14 protein-coding genes are annotated in these 15,278 nt (G+C 61.9%); 13 read left to right on the top strand and 1 reads right to left on the bottom strand.

The window, feature by feature from the left end:
* Positions 1 to 130: 130 nt before the first annotated feature.
* The 3 genes from pcaF (at position 131) to pcaG (ending at position 2,746) form a co-directional block, all read left to right on the top strand.
* Positions 131 to 1,333, top strand: a complete 1,203-nt coding sequence (gene pcaF, locus RO009_07435; GenBank protein MDT3684857.1) for a 3-oxoadipyl-CoA thiolase — start codon at positions 131 to 133, stop codon at positions 1,331 to 1,333.
* Between the two features lie 109 nt (positions 1,334 to 1,442).
* Positions 1,443 to 2,144: a protocatechuate 3,4-dioxygenase subunit beta gene (pcaH, locus tag RO009_07430; protein ID MDT3684856.1), complete on the top strand. Its 702-nt coding sequence runs from the start codon at positions 1,443 to 1,445 to the stop codon at positions 2,142 to 2,144.
* The gene (gene pcaG / locus RO009_07425) at positions 2,144 to 2,746 is read left to right on the top strand and encodes a protocatechuate 3,4-dioxygenase subunit alpha (protein ID MDT3684855.1); all 603 of its coding nucleotides are present in this window, start codon (positions 2,144 to 2,146) and stop codon (positions 2,744 to 2,746) included. Before pcaH ends, pcaG begins: the two co-directional genes overlap by 1 nt.
* A gap of 165 nt (positions 2,747 to 2,911) precedes the next feature.
* Here the strand turns inward: pcaG and RO009_07420 are convergent, their stop codons facing one another.
* The gene (locus RO009_07420) at positions 2,912 to 4,315 is read right to left on the bottom strand and encodes an aminomethyl transferase family protein (protein MDT3684854.1); all 1,404 of its coding nucleotides are present in this window, start codon (positions 4,313 to 4,315) and stop codon (positions 2,912 to 2,914) included.
* Between the two features lie 440 nt (positions 4,316 to 4,755).
* Here RO009_07420 and RO009_07415 point away from each other — a divergent pair, with 440 nt between their 5' ends.
* The 10 genes from RO009_07415 (at position 4,756) to RO009_07370 (ending at position 15,275) form a co-directional block, all read left to right on the top strand.
* Positions 4,756 to 5,520, top strand: a complete 765-nt coding sequence (locus RO009_07415) for a GntR family transcriptional regulator (protein MDT3684853.1) — start codon at positions 4,756 to 4,758, stop codon at positions 5,518 to 5,520.
* Positions 5,521 to 5,567: 47 nt separating this feature from the next.
* On the top strand, positions 5,568 to 6,680 hold the full coding sequence (locus RO009_07410; GenBank protein MDT3684852.1) for a cobalamin-independent methionine synthase II family protein: 1,113 nt from the start codon (positions 5,568 to 5,570) through the stop codon (positions 6,678 to 6,680).
* Between the two features lie 92 nt (positions 6,681 to 6,772).
* Positions 6,773 to 8,050, top strand: coding sequence for an amino acid ABC transporter substrate-binding protein (locus RO009_07405; protein ID MDT3684851.1), 1,278 nt, complete (start codon positions 6,773 to 6,775; stop codon positions 8,048 to 8,050).
* A 106-nt stretch (positions 8,051 to 8,156) separates the two neighbouring features.
* Complete coding sequence (locus RO009_07400) at positions 8,157 to 9,179, top strand: uroporphyrinogen decarboxylase family protein (GenBank protein ID MDT3684850.1); 1,023 nt, start codon at positions 8,157 to 8,159, stop codon at positions 9,177 to 9,179.
* Between the two features lie 44 nt (positions 9,180 to 9,223).
* The gene (locus tag RO009_07395; protein ID MDT3684849.1) at positions 9,224 to 10,327 is read left to right on the top strand and encodes a 5-methyltetrahydropteroyltriglutamate--homocysteine S-methyltransferase; all 1,104 of its coding nucleotides are present in this window, start codon (positions 9,224 to 9,226) and stop codon (positions 10,325 to 10,327) included.
* Positions 10,328 to 10,498: 171 nt separating this feature from the next.
* Positions 10,499 to 11,773 (top strand): amino acid ABC transporter substrate-binding protein, encoded by a 1,275-nt coding sequence (locus tag RO009_07390; protein ID MDT3684848.1) that lies wholly within the window; start codon positions 10,499 to 10,501, stop codon positions 11,771 to 11,773.
* An 84-nt stretch (positions 11,774 to 11,857) separates the two neighbouring features.
* Positions 11,858 to 12,124 (top strand): MaoC/PaaZ C-terminal domain-containing protein, encoded by a 267-nt coding sequence (locus RO009_07385; protein ID MDT3684847.1) that lies wholly within the window; start codon positions 11,858 to 11,860, stop codon positions 12,122 to 12,124.
* 12 nt (positions 12,125 to 12,136) lie between these two features.
* The gene (locus tag RO009_07380; protein MDT3684846.1) at positions 12,137 to 13,336 is read left to right on the top strand and encodes an acyl-CoA dehydrogenase family protein; all 1,200 of its coding nucleotides are present in this window, start codon (positions 12,137 to 12,139) and stop codon (positions 13,334 to 13,336) included.
* 402 nt (positions 13,337 to 13,738) lie between these two features.
* On the top strand, positions 13,739 to 14,869 hold the full coding sequence (locus RO009_07375; GenBank protein MDT3684845.1) for a CaiB/BaiF CoA-transferase family protein: 1,131 nt from the start codon (positions 13,739 to 13,741) through the stop codon (positions 14,867 to 14,869).
* Between the two features lie 28 nt (positions 14,870 to 14,897).
* Positions 14,898 to 15,275, top strand: a complete 378-nt coding sequence (locus RO009_07370) for a carboxymuconolactone decarboxylase family protein (protein ID MDT3684844.1) — start codon at positions 14,898 to 14,900, stop codon at positions 15,273 to 15,275.
* The last annotated feature ends 3 nt before the right edge of the window (positions 15,276 to 15,278 follow it).

Here is a 15,278-nt window from a genome sequence, read left to right as displayed (position 1 = left end):
TCCGTCCCCTGAAGTGATTGCACGAGCGCAAGCCTGTAAAGGCGACGGCCCCGAATAGAGCCCGCCACCCTTCGAGGCTCGCTTTGACCGCACCTCGGGATGCCGGATCGGGTCAACAAAGGAAGTAACAATGCGTGACGTATTTCTCTGCGATGCCGCCCGTACCCCGATCGGCCGTTACGGCGGCTCGCTCGCCAAGGTGCGCACCGATGATCTGGCGGCGATTCCGATCAAGGCGCTGATGAAGCGGAATGCCAAGGTCGACTGGTCGCAGATCGACGAGGTCTATTATGGCTGCGCCAACCAGGCCGGCGAGGACAACCGCAATGTCGCGCGCATGGCGCTGTTGCTGGCTGGATTGCCGGATACGGTGCCCGGCATCACCGTCAATCGCCTCTGCGCCTCCGGTCTCGAGGCGGTCGGGCATGCCGCGCGTTCGATCCGCGCCGGCGAGATCGATCTCGCCATTGCCGGCGGCGTGGAATCGATGACGCGTGCGCCCTTCGTGATGGGCAAGGCGGCGGAAGCCTTTTCGCGCAGCGCCGAGGTCTTCGACACGACGATCGGCTGGCGCTTCATCAATCCGCTGATGAAAACGCAATACGGCATCGATTCCATGCCGGAGACCGGCGAGAATGTCGCCGAAGAATTCCAGGTGAGCCGCGCCGACCAGGATGCGTTCGCGCTGCGCTCGCAGCAGAAGACCGCCAAGGCGATCGCCGCTGGCTATTTCGCGGAGGAGATCGTGCCGGTGGAGATTACCGGCAAGAAGGGCGAGACGACGATCGTCGACAGGGACGAGCATCCGCGTGAGACCACGCTGGAGCAGCTCGCCAAACTGAAGACGCCGTTCCGCAATCCCGGCACCGTCACCGCCGGCAACGCGTCTGGTGTCAATGACGGTGCGGCGGCAATGATCGTGGCGAGCGAAGAGGCGGTGAAGAAGCACGGCCTCACCCCGCGCGCCCGCATTCTCGGCATCGCCTCGGCCGGCGTGCCGCCGCGCATCATGGGCATCGGCCCGGTGCCGTCCACGCGCAAGCTGATGGAACGGCTGAAGCTGAAGATTTCCGATTTCGATCTGATCGAGCTCAACGAAGCTTTCGCGTCGCAGGGCCTCGCTGTGCTGCGTCAGCTCGGCGTGCCGGATGATGCCGATTTCGTCAATCCGCATGGCGGCGCCATCGCCCTCGGCCATCCGCTCGGCATGTCTGGCGCGCGCATCGCGATGACGGCCGCGCATGGTTTGCACACGCGCGGCGGTAAGACGGCGCTTGCGACGATGTGCGTCGGCGTCGGGCAGGGTGCGTCGCTCGCGCTGGAGCGGGTGTAGGGAATTGGATGAATGTCCGATCGTCCCCACAAAAGCGGGGACCCAGTAAGAAGAAACTGGATTCCCGCTTGCGTGGGAATGAACGGAGAAGAGACGAGGGACCAAAACGATGTCGCTAGTTTATCCGCGGGAGGGCCTCAGCGCTTATCCCAAGCATCTGACGCCGGCCTACAAGAGCACGGCGAAGCGCTCACCGACCAAGCCGCTGATCCTGATGCCGCACACGCTGTCGGAAATGACCGGGCCGATCTACGGTCACGACGCGATTCAGGAAAACGACAACGACCTCACCAAGCAGGGCAGGGGCGAGCCGCTCGGTGAACGCATCATCGTGCACGGGCATGTGCTGGACGAAGACAAGCGGCCGGTGCCCGATGCGCTGGTCGAAATCTGGCAGGCCAATGCCTGCGGCCGCTATGTGCATCTCGTCGACCAGCACCCGGCGCCGCTCGATCCGAATTTCACCGGCGCCGGCCGCACCGTCACCGACAAGGCCGGCTATTACAAATTCATCACCGTGAAGCCGGGCGCGTATCCGTGGGGCAACCATCACAACGCCTGGCGGCCGAACCACATCCACTTCTCGGTGTTCGGACATTCGTTCCTGTCGCGCCTGGTCACCCAGATGTATTTCCCGGGCGACTACCTCTTTCCGTTCGATCCGATCTTCAATTCGGTGACCGACGAACGCGATCGGCAGCGGATGATCTCGACCTTCGATCTTGAAAACACGATTCCGGATTGGGCGCTCTGCTTCCGCTTCGACATTGTGCTGCGCGGCCGCGACAAGACTCCCGAGGATATGGACTGATGTCTGAGCTCACACCGTCACAAACCGTCGGCCCGTTCTACGCCTATGGCCTGACGCCGAAAGGCCGCGCCAAGTGGGATCCCAACGGCCAGTACAGCTGGAAGGAAACCGTCGGCGACAATCTGATCACGCCCGATGTCGTCGGCGACCGCATCCACATCGAAGGCGCGATCTATGACGGCGACGGCAAGCCGATCAACGACGCCATGCTGGAAATCTGGCAGGCCGACGGGCAGGGCCGATATGCCAACGCGCCCGGCAGCCGCGAGCGCTCGAATGCCGCATTCAAGGGGCATGGCCGCTCCGCCTGCGACAATAACGGCGTGTTCTCCTTCGACACGGTCAAGCCCGGGCAGGTTGCGGGACCGGGCGGCAAGATGCAGGCGCCGCATATCGTGGTCTGCATCTTCGGCCGCGGCATGCTGCGGCAGGTCTATACGCGGATGTATTTTGACAGCGAGGCCGCCAATGCCACCGACCCGATCCTCGCGCTGGTGCCGGCCGAGCGGCGCGACACCCTGATGGCAAAAAAACAGGGCAACGTCTGGCGCTGGGACGTCCACATGCAGGGCGACAGGGAGACGGTGTTTTTTGATGTGTGAGCAATGGTCGTCCCCGCGAACGCGGGGACCCACAACCACCGCTCTGGAATGCAGGTCCCCGCTTTCGCGGAAGCTTCTTATTTATAGGGCGGGTTTGGCCGAAGGCGTAACCCGCCTTGCCGTCGCGGCGGATTACGCTTCGCTAATCCGCCCTACGGGCAGCGCTTACGCCGCCTGATGCCGCCACTTGCCTTCGTAGCCTTCGCGCACGTCCTTCGCGTAGGGCGTTGGGCCAACCACGACCTTGATCTCGGTCTGCCTGTGGCGTTCGACCGTGGTCTTCTTCGTGCCACCGCCTTCCTCGCCCCAGACCAGGGTGAGTTCGGTGCCGGGCTTCGCATAGTCGGCCTCGACAAAGCCGAGCGAGAGCATCTTGCGCTCGTTGAACGAGTAGCCCGAGAACATCGAGGCGCCGACCATCCTGCCCTTGCTCATGACGGCGTCGAAGGATGACGACGCATAGTTCGACAGCGGCAGGTCGATGAATTTGAAGTTCTCGCCGGGCGGCGCGAACATCGACGCGTTGACGCGATTCACATCGTCATCGTTCCAGGCAAACGTCACCTTCCTGCGGTTGTTCCTGCCTTCCATCGCCTTCAAGGCGTCGGCGCCGATGAAGTCGTGGTCGAACTTGGTGAAAGTGTTGTAGCCGAGCTCGTAAGGCGTCGTGTAATAGTCCTCGATCCGGTCGGAGACGAAGCTGCCGCCTAGCGACGCATTCGCCTCGTAACTCGTGCCCGGCAGCCACTCGCGGTAGGCCTTCATTTTTTCGCCGGTATAGACCGCGGGGACCGGCGAGGGAATCCAGCCCGATTCCAGCGTGTTGGTTGCATAGGCGCGCGCGCCGACTTGCACGATGCCGGCATCTTTTCCAGCCTCGAGAATGGCAGCGCGGATGTCGTCGCCTTCGGCGTAAGGTCCCCATACTTCAAGGCCGGGCGCGCCGGCCATGCCATGGCGCAAGGCGCGCACCTGCCGTCCTGCGATGGTCATATGGCCCATGCGGAAGAACTTGATGTCGGGCATGGCCCCGCCGTTGAGCTTTCTGATCACCTGCTCCGCGGTCGGCCCCTGGATCTGATAGCGGTAGAACTTGCGCATGACCGGCTTGCCCATGGGGCGCGACGGCGAACGGTCGTCGTAGTCAGTCTGCACGTCGTAGCCGCCGGTCTTGGCTTGGAATTCGATCCAGTTGGCCGCCGGGTTGCGGCCGACATAGACGAATTCATTCTCGGCGAGATAGAAGAGAATGCCGTCGCCGATGACATAGCCGTCATAGCTGCAGGGGGCGAATTGTTTCGCCTGATTGACGGTGAAATTGGCGAAGGAGTTGGTGGCGAGATACGAGAGCATCTTGAGCGCGTCGCGTCCGCGCACGAACAGATTCACCATGTGGTGCGACTGATCGAACAGCACGCAGGCCTCGCGCCAGGCGCGCTGCTCGTCGCGCCAGTTGGTGAATTCCGGCGCGACCACGGGATAGACATAGGCGCCGATCTGCGAATTGCGCAGCATCTTGACCGGATTGCCGGTTGCATTGAGGGCGTCCTCGAGATTTTTGTAGGCCATGTCACTCACCTCCCTGGATGCGGATGGTCCTGACAATGTGCCGTTCAATTTGGTGACGGAGAGGGTCTCTGTTCAACATGCGGATTGTCGGCGTGTGTCGGGGATGTTGCCCATCGCAGCGCGGCTGATCGGCGCATGACGTGGTGCGTGGGCGGAAAGTGATGAGGGGATCCGGACCGGCTGCGCGAGCTGCCGCCCTTTCGGATATGGCCACAAGTCCCGGTCAGGCAGATCCAGGGTATCGGGCCGTCTGACTGTATACCGAACTTTCGCTTAATCCACGAAACTTTGCCGCGTAATCGCAAAATTGCAGCATAATGATTTGAACTTTGCGTCAGATGCCATTTCCCTGTATACAAGCTGAATTCCTGAAGACTGAACGCGTCCGTCAGAGACGCGGCTGTCGGGAGGCGATCCAAGGACGGGTACAGGCGATGTCGGTGTCTTCCGCCGAGCACGAACGGTCCTTTTCGCAGACGGTGAAGGCGCAACTGTCGCTGCGCGACCTCATCCTGTCCGGCGACCTGAAGCCGGGCGACCGCATCTCCGAATTGCCGATGGTGGAGCGGCTGGGCATTTCACGCACGCCGATCCGCATGGCTTTGGTGCGCCTGGAGGAAGAAGGCCTGCTTGAGGCGATTCCGTCCGGCGGTTTCACGGTGAAGGCGTTTTCCGAAGACGACATCCATGACGCCATCGAGGTGCGCGGCACACTCGAAGGCCTCGCCGCGCGGCTCGCGGCCGAGCGCGGTGTGCGCTCATCCGTCCTTGTTGAATTGAAGGACCGGCTAAAGCGCCTGGACGAATTGGTCGGACGGCCGACGCTCACGGTCGACGACTTCTCGCAATATGTCGACCTGAACGGACAGTTTCACGCGCTGCTCGTTGATGCCGCCGACAGCCCGGTGCTGGCGCGCCAGCTTGATCGCGCGCTTAATCTGCCCTTCGCCTCACCATCGGGCTTTGTGATGGTGCAGGCAATGCTGCCGGAAGCGCGGCAAATCCTCACCATCGCCCAGGACCATCATCACTGCGTCGTGCGCGCGATCGAGGAACGCGAAGGCGCACGCGCGGAGGCGCTGATGCGCGAGCATGCGCGCCTCGCCCACCGCAACCTGCAACTTGCCTTACGCAATCAGGGAACGCGCGATCTGGTGCCGGGCTCGGTGCTGATCCGCAAATCCGCAATCGCCGGCCGTTACTGAACGGACCGCTTCCCTTCAACTGATCTCGACAACAACGGAGGAACGAGATGACGCAAAGAACCAGGCCCCCTTATCGCGCCGATCAGGTCGGCAGTTTCCTGCGCTCGACGCCGCTGAAGGAAGCGCGTGCCAAGCGCGAGAAGGGCGAAATCGATGCCGCGCAACTGAAGGCGGTCGAGGACGAAGAGATCAAGAAGTTGATCAAGAAACAGGAAGATGTCGGCATGAAGCTCGCCACCGACGGTGAGTATCGCCGCTCCTGGTGGCATTTTGACTTCCTCGGCCTGCTCACCGGCGTCGATTTGGTAGAGAGCGATCGTGGCATCCAGTTCGCAGGCGTCGAAACCAAGGCGCAAACGTTGCATGTCACGGGCAAGGTCGACTTCCCGCTCGACCATCCGTTCCTGGAGCACTTCAAGTTCCTGAAGGCGAACACCAAGGTCACGCCGAAGATGACCATTCCCTCGCCCACGGTTCTGCATTTCCGCGGCGGCCGCAAATCGATCAGCAAGGACATCTATCCCGATTTGGATTCGTTCTTCGACGATACCGGCAAGGCCTACGCCAAGGCTGTGAAGGCATTTTATGACGCCGGCTGCCGCTATCTGCAGTTTGACGATACGGTCTGGGCCTATCTGTGCTCGCCGGTCGAGATCGAAAAGGCCAAGGAACGTGGCGACGACACGACCGGCCTGCAGGAAAAATACGTCAAGATGCTCAACATGGCGCTGGCCGCACGGCCGGCCGACATGGCGATCACCACCCACGTTTGCCGCGGCAATTTCCGCTCCACCTTCATTTCCTCGGGCGGTTACGAGCCGGTGGCGGAATCGCTGCTCGCCAAGTGCAACTACGATGGCTATTTCCTGGAATATGACACCGACCGCGCTGGGGGTTTCGAGCCGCTCCGGTTCCTGCCCAAAGGCGAAAAGCAGGTCGTTCTTGGGCTGATTACCTCCAAGAGTGGGACGCTGGAAAAGAAGGACGACGTCAAGAAACGCATCGACGAGGCGTCGAAATTCGCCCCGCTCGAGCAGTTCTGCCTGTCGCCGCAATGCGGCTTTGCCTCGACCGAAGAGGGCAACATCCTCACCGAAGACCAGCAATGGGCGAAGATGCGGGAAATCGTCGAGCTCTCGGAAGAGGTCTGGGGCAAATAGCCCGCCTCCGCCCATGAGCTGGGGCTTGATAGGGGGAAGGGGATGGGGAACAATTCCCCCTATCAATAAAAAGCCTACTCAGGGAGGATTAGATGGGTATCCGCAACATTGTGCGGCGCTTTGCTGTTTTGGCGGTATTTGCCATGGCAGCGGCGTCGCTTCTTTTTTCTGCCGGCACCGCGGCGCAGGCCCAGTCCGGCGAGCCGATCAAGATCGGCTTCAGCATGGCGCTGACCGGTCCGCTTGCCGCCAATGGCAAGCAAGCCTTGCTCGGCATGAAAATCTGGGAGGAACAGATCAACAAGAAGGGCGGCCTGCTTGGCCGGCCGGTGAAGCTCGTTTTCTACGATGATCAGAGCATGCCTTCGACGGTGCCGGGCATCTACACAAAGCTGCTCGATGTCGACAAGGTCGATCTGGTGCTTGGACCTTACGCCACCGCCATGGCGGCGCCGGCCATGCCCGTCATTATGCAGAAGGGGAAAGTCTTCATCATCCTGTTTGGTCTCGCGGTGAACACGGAGTTCAAATATCCGAAGTTCTTCGCGATGATCCCGTCGGGCCCGAACACCAAGCCGTCATTTACGGAAGGTTTCTTCGATGTGGCTGCGGCGCAGAAGCCAAAGCCGACGACGGTGGCGCTGGTTGCGGCTGACCAGGAATTCTCCCGCAACGCCTGTGAAGGCGCGCGTGTGAACGCCAAGAAGCATGGTTTCAAGATCGTGTATGACCGGACCTACCCGCCGTCGACGACGGACTTCACGCCGATCATCCGCGCCATTCAGGCGGCCAATCCGGAAGTCGTGACGATCTGCTCGTACCCGCTCGACTCGGTCGGCATGGTGCGCGCGGTCAACGAGGTCGGTTTCAAGCCGAAGATGATCGGCGGCGCCATGGTCGGTCTGCAGGCCACCGTCTTCAAGCAGCAGCTTGGTCCGCTGCTGAACGGCTTCATCAACTACGAGACCTGGGTGCCGTCCAAGCAGATGCTGACGCCCGACGCGCAGGCTTTCCTGAAGGAATACCAGTCGCGCGCCAAGGCGGAAGGCGTCGATCCGCTCGGCTATTATCTCGGCACCTGGGGTTACGCTTATATCGAGCTGCTCGGCAAGGCGATTGAGGCGACGAAAAGCATCGACGACAACAAGATCGCCGAATACCTGCGCAACAACACCGTGAACACGATCATGGGCGGCATGAAGTTTGGAAAGGACGGAGAATGGGCCCAATCCGGCATGCTTCAGGTCCAGTACCATGGCATCAAGAGCGGCGATCTTGAGCAGTTCCGCGGCATGGACACGCAAACCGTGCTCACCCCGGACAGGTTCAAGACCGGCAATGTGATCTATCCCTTCGAGAAGGCGCGCTGATCAGCGTCGGATCGGATCAACAGACGGCGCCGCGCGAACCCGCGCGGCGCCGTCGTCATGAAGTGCCTTGCGGTGCACGTGGCATCGTCCCCGTGGAGTGAACTGAATGCTGCTTCCCACCTCTCTTGTCGGTTCCTATCCGCAGCCGGATTGGCTGATCGACCGTGAGCGGCTCTCGAAACAGGTGCCGCGCGTTCGCATGACCGATCTGTGGCTGGTCGATGAAAAGCGACTGGAAGCGGCGCACGACGACGCGACCTTGCTTGCAATCCGCGATCAGGAGCGCGCCGGCCTCGACATCATCTCCGACGGCGAGCAGCGCCGGGAGAGCTACTCCAACCGCTTTGCCACCGCGCTTGACGGCATCGACATCGACAATCCCGGCACCGTTCTCAACCGCAGCGGCAAGCCGATTCAGGTGCCGCGCGTCGCCGGCAAGATTCGCCGCCGGCATCCGGTCGAGGTGCGCGACGTGCAACTTCTGCGCGCCAATACCGAATGTCCCATCAAAGCCACTGTTCCCGGCCCATTCACGATGGGAAAACAGGCGCAGGACGATTTCTACAAGGACGAGGAAGCGGTGGCGATGGACTATGCCGCCGCCGTCAATGAAGAGATCAAGGATCTGTTCGCGGCCGGCGCCGATATTGTGCAGATCGACGAACCCTGGATGCAGCAGCATCCCGACAAGGCCCGGCAATATGGTCTCAAGGCGCTGGACCGCGCGCTGCAGAGCGTCGCCGGCACCATCGCCATTCACCTGTGCTTCGGCTACGCCGCCGTGGTGCATGACAAGCCCACCGGCTATTCATTTCTGGCGGAACTCGAGGGCAGCAAGGTCGATCAGGTCTCGATCGAGGCGGCGCAGCCGAAGCTCGATCTGTCGGTGCTGCGCCATTTGCCGAGCAAGACCATCATTCTCGGCGTCATCGACCTCGCCGACAAAGCCATCGAGACGCCTGAGATTGTGGCGCAGCGTATCCGCAATGCATTTGCGCATGTCCCGCCCGAGCGGATCGTGGTGGCACCCGATTGCGGGATGAAGTATCTGCCGCGCGACATCGCTTTCGCAAAGATGAAGGCGATGGTCGAAGGCGCAAAGATGGTGCGCAAGGAATTGCAAGGCTGAAACGCCGGCCACGGCGCGTCGCCCAACAAGAAGGGTGAGAAACGATGACGCGTACAACGCCGCCATTTCGTGCAGACCATGTTGGCAGTCTGTTGCGCCCGCAGGCTCTGAAGGAGGCGCGCGCGAAGCGCGAGAAAGGCGAGATTTCGGCGGAGGCACTGAAGGATATCGAAGACCGCGAGATTGAGAAGGTCATCCGCAAGCAGGAGGACGTGGGCCTGCAGTCGGTCACCGACGGTGAATTCCGCCGCGCTTTCTGGAACTACGATTTCCTCGGTAAGATGGACGGCGTCGAAGCCTATCTCGGCGAGCGCAAAATCCAGTTCCAGGGCAAGAATCCGCGTCCGATGATGCTGCGCGTGATCGGCAGGCTCGGCACCTTTTCCGGCCATCCGATGCTCGATCACTTCCGCTTCGTGAAGGAGCACACCAAACGCACGGCGAAGATGACAATTCCGTCTCCCTCGTCGCTGCATTTCCGCTATGGTCGCGATGCGGTGCCGGAGAACATCTACCCCGACATGCGCGATTTCTATCGCGACCTTGGCCAGGGCTACGCGAAAGCCGTGAAGGCCTTTGCCGACGCCGGCTGCCGGTATCTGCAGCTTGATGAAGTGAACTTCACCTATCTCTGCGACCCGGCCTTGCGCGCGCAGGTGACGGCGCGCGGCGACGATCCGGACAAGCTGCCCCATATCTATGCCGGCATGCTCAACACCGCGATGTCGCTGATCCCCGACGATATGACCATCACCATGCATCTGTGCCGCGGCAACTTTCAGTCAACTTTTGTCGCCTCGGGCGGTTACGAGCCGGTGGCGGAGGTTCTCTTCAACGAAACCAAGGTGCACGGTTATTTCATGGAATATGACACCGAGCGCGCCGGTGGTTTCGAGCCGCTGCGTTTTGTCCCGAAGGGCAAGACGGTGGTGCTTGGCCTCGTCACCTCAAAATCCGGGACGCTGGAAAGCAAGGACGAGATCAAGCGCCGCATCGACGCGGCGGCGAAATTCGTCCCGCTCGAGCAACTCTGCCTTTCGCCGCAATGCGGTTTCGCCTCGACCGAGGAGGGCAACATTCTCACCGAGGACGAACAATGGGCAAAACTGCGGATGATCGTCGACGTGGCGAAGGAGGTTTGGGGCTGAAGCCCCTTTGGCGCGGAAAGCGCCCAGGTTTTCGGTTAAAATTTCATTCTTTGAAATCCTGCGACAAGGTCGCCCAGGCCTACAGCTTTGTGGATTGGCGAAGCGCAGTATAATAGAGAGATGTCGTCTACGGCAGGCGCATGCCTGCCGCTACGCAAGGGAGGACTACGGATGTTTGAGCAACTGAAACGCTGGGGCGGCAGCCTCGCGGTCTCGGCCGCGGCGCTCGCGCTGGCGTGCGGCACCGCACCGGCGCAGACGCCGTCGGGCGAGCCGATCAAGATCGGCTTCGGTATGTCGCTGACCGGCCCGCTGGCCGCCAACGGCAAATCGTCGCTGCTGGCGATGAAGATCTGGGAAGAGGACACCAACGCCAAAGGCGGACTGCTCGGGCGTCCCGTGAAGCTTGTCTATTACGACGACCAGAGCAGCCCGGCGGCTGTTCCCGCCATCTACAGCAAGCTGCTCGACGTCGACAAAGTTGATCTTATCGTGAGCGGTTATGCGTCGACACAGATCGCCGCGGCAATGCCGGTCGCGATTTCGAAGAAAAAGCTGTTCATCAGCCTTTTCGGCACCGGCATCAACGACGAGTTCAGGTACGATCGCTACTTCTCCATGATCCCGAACGGCCCGACTCCGAAGCCGGCCTTCACCCGCGGCTTCTTCAAGGTCGCCGAGGCGCAGAATCCGAAGCCGCAGACCATCGCCATCGCGATGGCGGACGCCGAGTTCGGCCGCAATGCCTGCGAAGGCGCGGCTGAAAACGCCAAGGCGGCGGGCTTCAAGATCGTCTACAATAGAAGCTATCCGCCGGCGACGACCGACTTCACGCCGATTGTGCGCGCCGTCCAGGCGGCCAATCCGGATCTGTTCGTCGTCTGCTCCTACCCGCTCGACTCGGTCGGCATGGTCAAGGCGATGCATGAAGTCGGCTTCAAGCCGAAAATGTGGGGCGGCGCGATGGTCGGCCTGCAGGCGACCGTGTTCAAGACGCAGCTTGGACCGCTCCTGAACGGCCTGGTCAATTTCGAGACCTGGCTGCCGCACAAGACCATGGAATTCCCCGGCTCGCTCGAACTCCTGAAGAAGTATCAGGCGCGCGCCAAGGCGGAAGGCGTCGATCCGCTCGGCTACTATATGCCGGTCTGGGCCTATGCCTATCTGCAGGTGCTCGGCGATGCGGTGAATGCCACCAAGTCGCTCGATGACGCCAAGCTCGCCGACTACATCCGCAAAAACCCGTTCAAGACCACCGTCGGCGACGTGAAGTTCGGCAAGGGCGGCGAATGGGCGGTCGAGCGCGTGATGGCTGCGCAGTTCCAGAACGTCAAGAGCAACAGCATCGAGGAATTCCGCAAGCTCGATACGCTGCCGATCATCTATCCGCCGCAATACAAGAGCGGCGAGGTGATCTATCCCTACGAGAAGGCGACTGCGAAATAATCCGTCGTCTGCGGATCTGATTGTGCGGCCGGCGCTGCCATGGCGCCGGCCGTTGCTTTATGCTGGCGGGCACAGCGCCGGCTCATGGTCCCAGTTCATGGCTATCTCTGCGCTATCCCGGGTGCCGCACGCGCCGCCGGCTTTGACCGGCCGGTTCTGCATGGGCTTGCCAGCTTCGGGATCGCGGAACATGCGCTGCTGAAAACGATATGCGACTATGAGCCGGAGCGCATCGCCGCGATGGCGGAGCGGTCCTCGGCACCGGTCTATCCCGGCGAGACCATCCGCACGGAGATACGGCGGGACGGCGGGATTGTGAGTTACGGGCGCGTGTCGTTGGGCGCGATATGATCGCGATCGACAATGGCCGCGCGGAAGTGGGGTGAAGTGAACGAGTCGATCGATGCAGGGCAGGGCGGTGAAATCGCCCAGATTCGTGAATCGGTGCGGGCGCTCTGCGCCGGCTTTCCGGGCGACTATTGGCGCGATCTCGATCGCGAGCGCGCCTATCCGAAAGCCTTTGTCGAGGCGCTGACGAAAGCCGGATTTCTCGCGGCGCTGATCCCTGAAGATTATGGCGGCAGCGGCCTGACCATGCGGGCGGCGGCGGCAATCATGGAAGAGATTCACGCCTCCGGCTGCAACGGCGCCGCCTGTCACGCGCAGATGTACACCATGGGCACGGTGCTGCGGCATGGCAGCGATGCGCAGAAGTCCAGCTATCTGCCGAAGATCGCCTCGGGCGAATTGCGGCTGCAGGCCTTCGGCGTCACCGAACCGACCTCCGGCACCGACACGCTGAGCCTGCGCACAACGGCGGTTCGCGACGGCGATCATTATGTCGTCAACGGCCAGAAGATCTGGACCTCGCGCGCCGAGCATTCCGATCTGATGCTCTTGCTCGCCCGCACCACGCCGCGCGAACGGGTGAAGAAGCGCACGGACGGCCTTTCTGTTTTTCTCATCGACATGCGCGAGGTTGTCGGCAAGGGCCTGACCATCCGACCGATTCGCACCATGATGAATCATGCCACCACGGAAGTCTTCTTCGACAACATGCGCATTCCCGCCGACAGTCTGGTCGGCGAGGAGGGCAGGGGTTTCCGTTACATTCTTTCCGGCATGAATGCCGAGCGCATTCTGATCGCGGCCGAATGTATCGGCGACGCGAAGTGGTTCATCGGGCGGACGAGCGGCTATGCCAAGGAGCGGACGGTCTTCGGCCGTGCCATCGGACAGAACCAGGGCGTACAGTTTCCGATCGCGCGCGCCTATGCGCAGATGCGCGCCGCCGAACTGATGGTACAGGAGGCCGCGCGCAAATATGAGGCCGGCGCCGATATCGGCGCGGAGGCGAACATGGCCAAGCTCCTCGCCGCCGACGCCTCCTGGGCCGCCGCCGACATGTGCGTGCAGACCTTCGGCGGCTTCGGCTTTGCAGAGGAATACGACGTGGAGCGCAAGTTCCGCGAGACGCGGCTCTATCAGGTGGCGCCGATCTCCACCAATCTCATCCTGTCGTACATCGCCGAACACGTGCTCGGCCTCCCGAGGTCGTATTAACGTAACGCGTACGTCTTTCCGTCGTCATGGCCGGGCTTGTCCCGGCCATGACGATAAGGGACAATCATCATGTGTCACATTCTGCGTCTATATTCTCGCGTCTCGGCCCGGCGGTGCCTTGTACGTCTTTGTTACGAACGATCTGGCGAGACGTGTCTACGAGCACAAGAGCGGGTTCGTTGAAGGCCAACCAAGCGGTATCGAATTGACCGGCTGGTATTCTATGAAGTCCGTGAAGGCGCGAGAAGAACATCAACACTGGCCGCGTGCCTGGAAAACCAGGCTCATTGCAAGAGCAAACCCCGAATCGCGCGGTCTTTATACTGAGCTGGCACACCCCTAAGCGGGATCGCCGGGACAAGCCCGGCGAAGATGAACGAAACCCTTTCATGTGAAGTCCAAATGCCTCTCCCCCTTTCCGGCCTCCTCGTCGTCTCCCTCGAACAGGCCGTTGCCGCGCCGCAATGCACCTGCCGCCTCGCGGATGCCGGCGCGCGCGTCATCAAGCTGGAACGGCCGGAAGGCGACTTCGCCCGCCAGTACGATGCCTATGTGCATGGTGAGAGCGCCAATTTCGTCTGGCTCAACCGCGGCAAGGAATCGGTCGTGGTCGATCTCGCGAAAGCAGAAGACAAGGCGTTGCTCGCGGCGCTGCTGGCGAAGGCCGACGTGTTCGTGCAAAACTTGAAACCCGGCGCCATCGCCAGGCTTGGCTTTCCGATCGCCGAGCTGCGCAAGAAATACCCGCGCCTGATCTGCTGTTCGATTTCCGGCTATGGCGAAGGCGGGCCCTATGCCGCGCGCAAGGCTTACGATCTTCTCATTCAGGCGGAGTCGGGGCTTGCCTCCGTCACCGGCGGGCCGGAGGCGCCGGCGCGCGTCGGCTTTTCCGTGGCCGATATCGGCGCCGGCATGAATGCCTATCAGGCGATTCTTGAAGCGATCATCGCACGCGGCCGAACCGGCGAGGGCGCGGAGATTTCCGTCTCGCTGTTCGACGCCATGGCGGAATGGATGACAGTGCCGCTGCTCTCGCATGAGGGCGGCCATCCCTTCAGGCGCATCGGCCTCGCGCATGCGGCCATCGCGCCTTACGGCGTATTCAAGTCGAAAGACGGCGCCGACATTCTCATCTCCATCCAGAACGACCGCGAATGGCGAGTCTTGGCGGAGAAGGTGCTGGGCGATGCCGCGCTCGGCACGGACCCAAAATTCGCCACCAACCCGCAGCGGGTGAAGCACCGCGCCGACACTGACGGCGCTGTTGGCGCCGCCTTCGCGCAGGTTGACGTCGAACCCCTGATGAAAAAGCTCGAGGCGGCCGACATCGCCTTCGCGCGCGTGAACGATTGCGAATTGCTGTCGCGGCATCCGCATCTGCGCCGCGTCACCTTCGGTTCGCCCAGCGGGCCCGTCAGCCTGCCCGCCGCCGCGCCGGTCTTTGCGGGCGATCAGCGCCGCTACGGCCCGGTGCCGGCGCTGGGCGAGCATACGCAGAAAGTGCGGGCGGAGTTTCTGCCGTCAGAATTCTGACGGGAAGCCAGCTTCAAAGGAGATGCTCATGGACAAGAAAATGTATGACCGCGGCCTCGAAATCCGCCGCGCGGTGCTGGGCGACGCCTATGTCGACAAGGCGCTGAACACCGCCGACGATTTCAACCGGCCGATGCAGGATCTCGTCACCGAATATTGCTGGGGCGCGGTCTGGGGCCGCGAGGGCCTGCCGCGCAAGACGCGATCCATGCTCAACCTCGCAATGATCTCCATCCTCAACCGTCCGCATGAACTGCGCGCGCATATCCGCGGCGCACTGACCAACGGCGTCAGCAAGCAGGAGATCACCGAGATCTTCCTGCAAGTCGCGATCTATGCCGGCGTGCCCTGCGCGGTGGATTCCTTTCGCATCGCGCGCGAGGAATTTGCGGCCATGGAGAAGTGACCA

It is taken from the genome of Pseudorhodoplanes sp. (genome assembly GCA_032027085.1).
In the GTDB taxonomy this organism is placed as follows: Bacteria; Pseudomonadota; Alphaproteobacteria; order Rhizobiales; family Xanthobacteraceae; genus Pseudorhodoplanes.
Note: the sequence above shows the minus strand (reverse complement) of the source record. Positions and strands in the feature narration are given on the sequence as shown.